The organism is Microcoleus sp. C2D2 (assembly GCF_036702495.1).
Classification (GTDB): domain Bacteria; phylum Cyanobacteriota; class Cyanobacteriia; order Cyanobacteriales; family Microcoleaceae; genus Microcoleus.
This window is the reverse complement of sequence record NZ_JAUBTO010000297.1, coordinates 1-4,259: the sequence shown is the minus strand read 5'-3', so window position 1 is coordinate 4,259 and position 4,259 is coordinate 1. Positions and strand designations below refer to the sequence as shown.

Here is a 4,259-nt window from a genome sequence, read left to right as displayed (position 1 = left end):
CAGTCATTAGTCAACAGTCAACAGTCAACAGTCAACAGTCAACAGTCAACAATGCGGACGGTGCAACCGGAATCGATATGACAGTGGCTGCTACAGCTCTTTAGTTATAAATACTTATTGTGCCAATTGCGATGGCGGAATGTTGCCATGTTCGATCGACATTAATCTAGGCTATAGCTTGAATGTAGCTAGTACAAGTTTAAGCCGATGTCGTCTCCCAAAGGTCGATCGAGCAAAATTGAATTGAGCGTCTTAGCCTCGCATCCTGAGTTGTTGACAGGTTTAGAAGCGTGGCTGCGGCTGGGTTTGCTTTCGCCCGCCGAGGTTGAGCAATTGTGCCGGCAGTATTTAGTCTGCCCACTCAGAGATCCCGCTGTAGACCTCTCTGAAATTGACGGCCCGCGAACTCCTAGGAACGAGCCAAAAGTACCTGCCCCCTCAACGCCTCAAGCATTACCTAGCAGCAGAGAAAGCGTTGCTACGCCCACAAAAACTACTCAAACCCCTAATTTAATCGCTCAAATTTTGCACTCGCTAATGGCAGAAATTAGCGTGGTATGGCTGTTGTTTTTAGGAGTGTTCATGGTAGTTGTCTCCTCAGGAGTCTTAGCTGCCAGTCAGTGGGAAAGATTTCCTGCAGCCGGACAATATGGAGTTTTGTTAGCTTATACTTTAACTTTTTGGGCGATTAGCACTTGGGCAAACAGACAGCAGAATTTGCACTTGACTGCTCAAACTTTGCAAGAAGTGACGCTGTTGCTAGTGCCGATCAATTTTTGGGCAATGGATACTTTTGGATTGTGGCGGTATCCTTGGGACTGGGCGGTAGCAATCGCAGCGGCACTTATTTTGACTTGGATAACTGCCCGGATTATAAAAGATCAATATCAAAGCTTTTCAGGAAAAAACATCACTCGCTCGATCGCCCTAAATCACTTGGGATTGAGTTATTTGCACTGGGGGTGGGGAAGTGCCGGCTTTTCCCTGGCTGCGGTTTATTTGGGTACAGTGGGAACTGCTGCTGCTACAGTTTATCAAGTTCAGCAACAACGATTGCAATCTATCACACGCGCGGGAAATACTGAAACATTCGCCGCTGCTTCCAGTTCTAGCAGAAATTTTCTGACTTACAAAAAAGCGGCTTTAGTAGCTTATTCCTTAGGAATTTTACTGGGTCGGGCGATATTTGTCAAGGATGTAAATATCGCTGAAATGGGTTTAGCTTTGGGAATCTGCGGCGTGCTTTTAGCATGGCCCGATTGGCAGCACCCCCTCGCATCTGGGACTATTGAAAACAATATATCCGACCAGCCAAATCCCAGCAAATTTTTTAACTGGCAATTAGCGGGAATGGGTTTGGTGGGTTTGGGATACCTGGTTTGTTTTCGCGACATTCCGCTACAGGCGATCGCAGTTAGCGGATTGGCTGTTTGGTTTTTTTATAACCGTTTAGTGCGGTTTTGGCAAGAGTTTGATTTGCTAATGCTTGAGGCGGTGGGACTTCAGAGTATTTGGCTGTTTTGGCGAGTGCTTCCTTTAGGGATTAAAACACAATTTGTTGCATTTTTAACTCAGCTTACAAACTCTCAGCAAACTCCTTGGGCTTTTTGGGGTGTTCTGCTGTTGCCTTATTTAATTTTAATGGTAAGTGTGGTGCAGTGGCTCTACAGCAAGCGAAAGTTTCAACTTGCCTGTTTTGGCGAAAACCTTGCTCTGTGTTTGGGGATTGTTTTAACTATTGTTAGTTTAGTCAATCCGTTTTGGCGATCGCTCAATTTATTCGTCTCTACTTTAACTTTAGGTTGGATCGCTTGGAAATACGTAATTGCCGAGAATTCCCGGCGAGTTGATAACCAGGCTTCTGCTGTTGAACAACAGGGAAATCCTGCAATTTTGATTCCCCTAACTCACATTATTGGTTTATGTGCGATCGCTTCGGCAATTGACTTATTTTTCCCCAACCAGACACCCAATATTTGGTCAGCACTATTATTAATATTCATGGCGATTGAATGGGTATTTTATGTCTGGATGAAAGCGGCAAATTACCGAGAAAATTCTGCATTTTTCCGCTTGCCTCATGCATGGTTTCAAACTTCCTGGTATCTGGGCTTAGTATTAGCAGGATTCAGCTTTATATTGTTGCAAAATTACTTAATTGCGGGTACTGCCACTCATCGCCCTCAGTGGAGTTTGCTCTGGCTGGCGACTCCTTTGGCTTTGACTGCTGTTGCTAAATATACTGAGGTTCCTCACAAACGAGTTGCCAGTACCTTTAGTGCGATCGCCTTAATATTCGCACAATTTCTAATTTTTACTTTTCCGGGATATCGGTTAATTGGTTTTGGCTTGGCAGCCGTATTAATGTTAGTCAATACTTACTATTTAGTAGAGCTAGCAGCGGCTGTGATTGGAGTGGGGTTTGGCTTGAGTTTCGTAGCTGCGGCGATCGATCGATTAGGTTTTGTGTCGGGTTGGGATTGGGCAATTGCCGGGGCGATCGCTGTTTTGTCTCTGTGGTTGCTTCGCAGCATGATTGTTCGTTTTTCCAGCCGTTTGGCTGAGCCTTCTCAATTAGCTGAAATTTACGATCGAGCTTTAGATACTTGGGCCATCTTACTGGCAGGCTTGCTGTTAACAACAATTACTTTTTATTCCTTTGACTTCTACGCAGGCAGTAGCTTGAGTTCCCCGGCTTCTGCTGAAGTTTTAGCTACTATTTTGGTGATAATGGCTGCGATTATTTTCCGAAGTTTACGGCAACACTCCCCTCTGGCAATTTATGCCTTGGCTTGGAGTTTGGAGTTGTTGACAGCAGTCGGTTTGAGTTTTGTCGATCGCACTACGATTAATTTAGCAGTTGCTAATATCGCTCTCGGATTGTTTACTCAATTGTTGGGGGATTGGTGGCGGCGCCGCCACCGCGCTCAAACAAATTTACCTAGCATTCATTTTATACCTTTGGTTTACGGGGTATTGGGTTTAACTTTCCGATCGCACACTTTTGCGAATTGGACTGGTTTAACTGTGTTGGGTGCGTCTTTAATTGCGATCGGCATTGGTAGGCGGGAGCAAGAATTTAAACCTTTGGTTTATTTGGGATTAATGGGCGTGTCCGTTGCTGCTTACGAATCGCTACTCTATCAACTTTTTCAAGCACCAGGAGGATCTTTTGGCGACGGCTTAATTGTCCTGGCCACTCTCGGCACAACTTTAACATATATCTATCGCATTTTATCTCCTTGGCTCAGCAATTATTTACATTTAACTAATGCAGAGTTAAAAATATTTGCTCACCTGCACTGGGTTTTGAGCAGTTGGCTGCTGATTTGGGCTTCTGCCCATGATATTAAATCAGGCTTAAATTTAGGATTAGTCACTGGTGCTTTATTAGTTCAATATGCTTTCTGGCAAGGGCGAAATAATCGCGATCGCCAACGGGCAGAAATTTGGATTTACTTGGGTTGGCTAGAAGCCTTTGCCATCCGGCTTTACTGGATCAATACACCTTTAGTTAAGTATATTTCCGGGCCGCTGGGACCTTGGAAAGTTGCCCTCGCTTCTCTATTAGCTTATTTCATTTACATTTTGCCTTGGGACAACTGGGGTTGGTCAAAAAAACCTTGGCAGGTAATTGCTTCGCTGATTCCCATAGTTGCTATTTTGGAAAGTCCGGCTAAGTTTTATCCGATTAGCTTGCTGATAGCTGCCGCCTTCTATGTTTTTCTAGCTTGGGAAAGGCAGGAAGTCCGTTTTACCTATGTGAGTGTGGCAATAATTGACTGGATAATGCTGCGGTGGTTCTGGCAAATAGGGTTGACTCAGCCAGAGTTTTATGTTACTCCTTTAGGACTTTCTTTACTTTACATTACTCAGTTCGATCCCACTCTCAAATTACCAGCAAAAAAACCGCTGCGCCACACTCTGCGAATGCTCGCAACTGCGCTGATTTGCGGGATACCTCTTTTGACTCAGCAAAGCCACGGTTTAGTTGCAGGATCTTTTAGTTTGGTGGCTATTGCAGCGGGTTTGGCGCTGCGAGTTCGGGCGTTTTTGTTTGTGGGAACGGCTGTATTTTTAATCAATGTTTTCTATCAATTGGTGGTTCTGATATTCGATTATCCGCTGATAAAATGGGCGATTGGTTTGGCTTTTGGGATTGTGTTTATCTGGATTGCTGCTACTTTTGAAACTCGGCGCGATCGCATTTCTGCTTTCGTGCAGCATTGGGTTGTGCAATTGCAATCGTGGGATTAGAG

Annotated in this window: 1 protein-coding gene; it reads left to right on the top strand. The window is 44.6% G+C overall.

The features are described from left to right. Positions 1–207 precede the first annotated feature (207 nt). Positions 208–4,257, top strand: a complete 4,050-nt coding sequence (locus tag QUB61_RS38160; RefSeq protein WP_333133695.1) for a hypothetical protein — start codon at positions 208–210, stop codon at positions 4,255–4,257. Positions 4,258–4,259 lie beyond the last annotated feature (2 nt).

Excerpts from the sequence above, each read along its gene's own strand:
- QUB61_RS38160 (WP_333133695.1), top strand. The coding sequence starts at position 208 with ATGTCGTCTCCCAAAGGTCGATCGAGCAAAATTGAATTGAGCGTCTTA.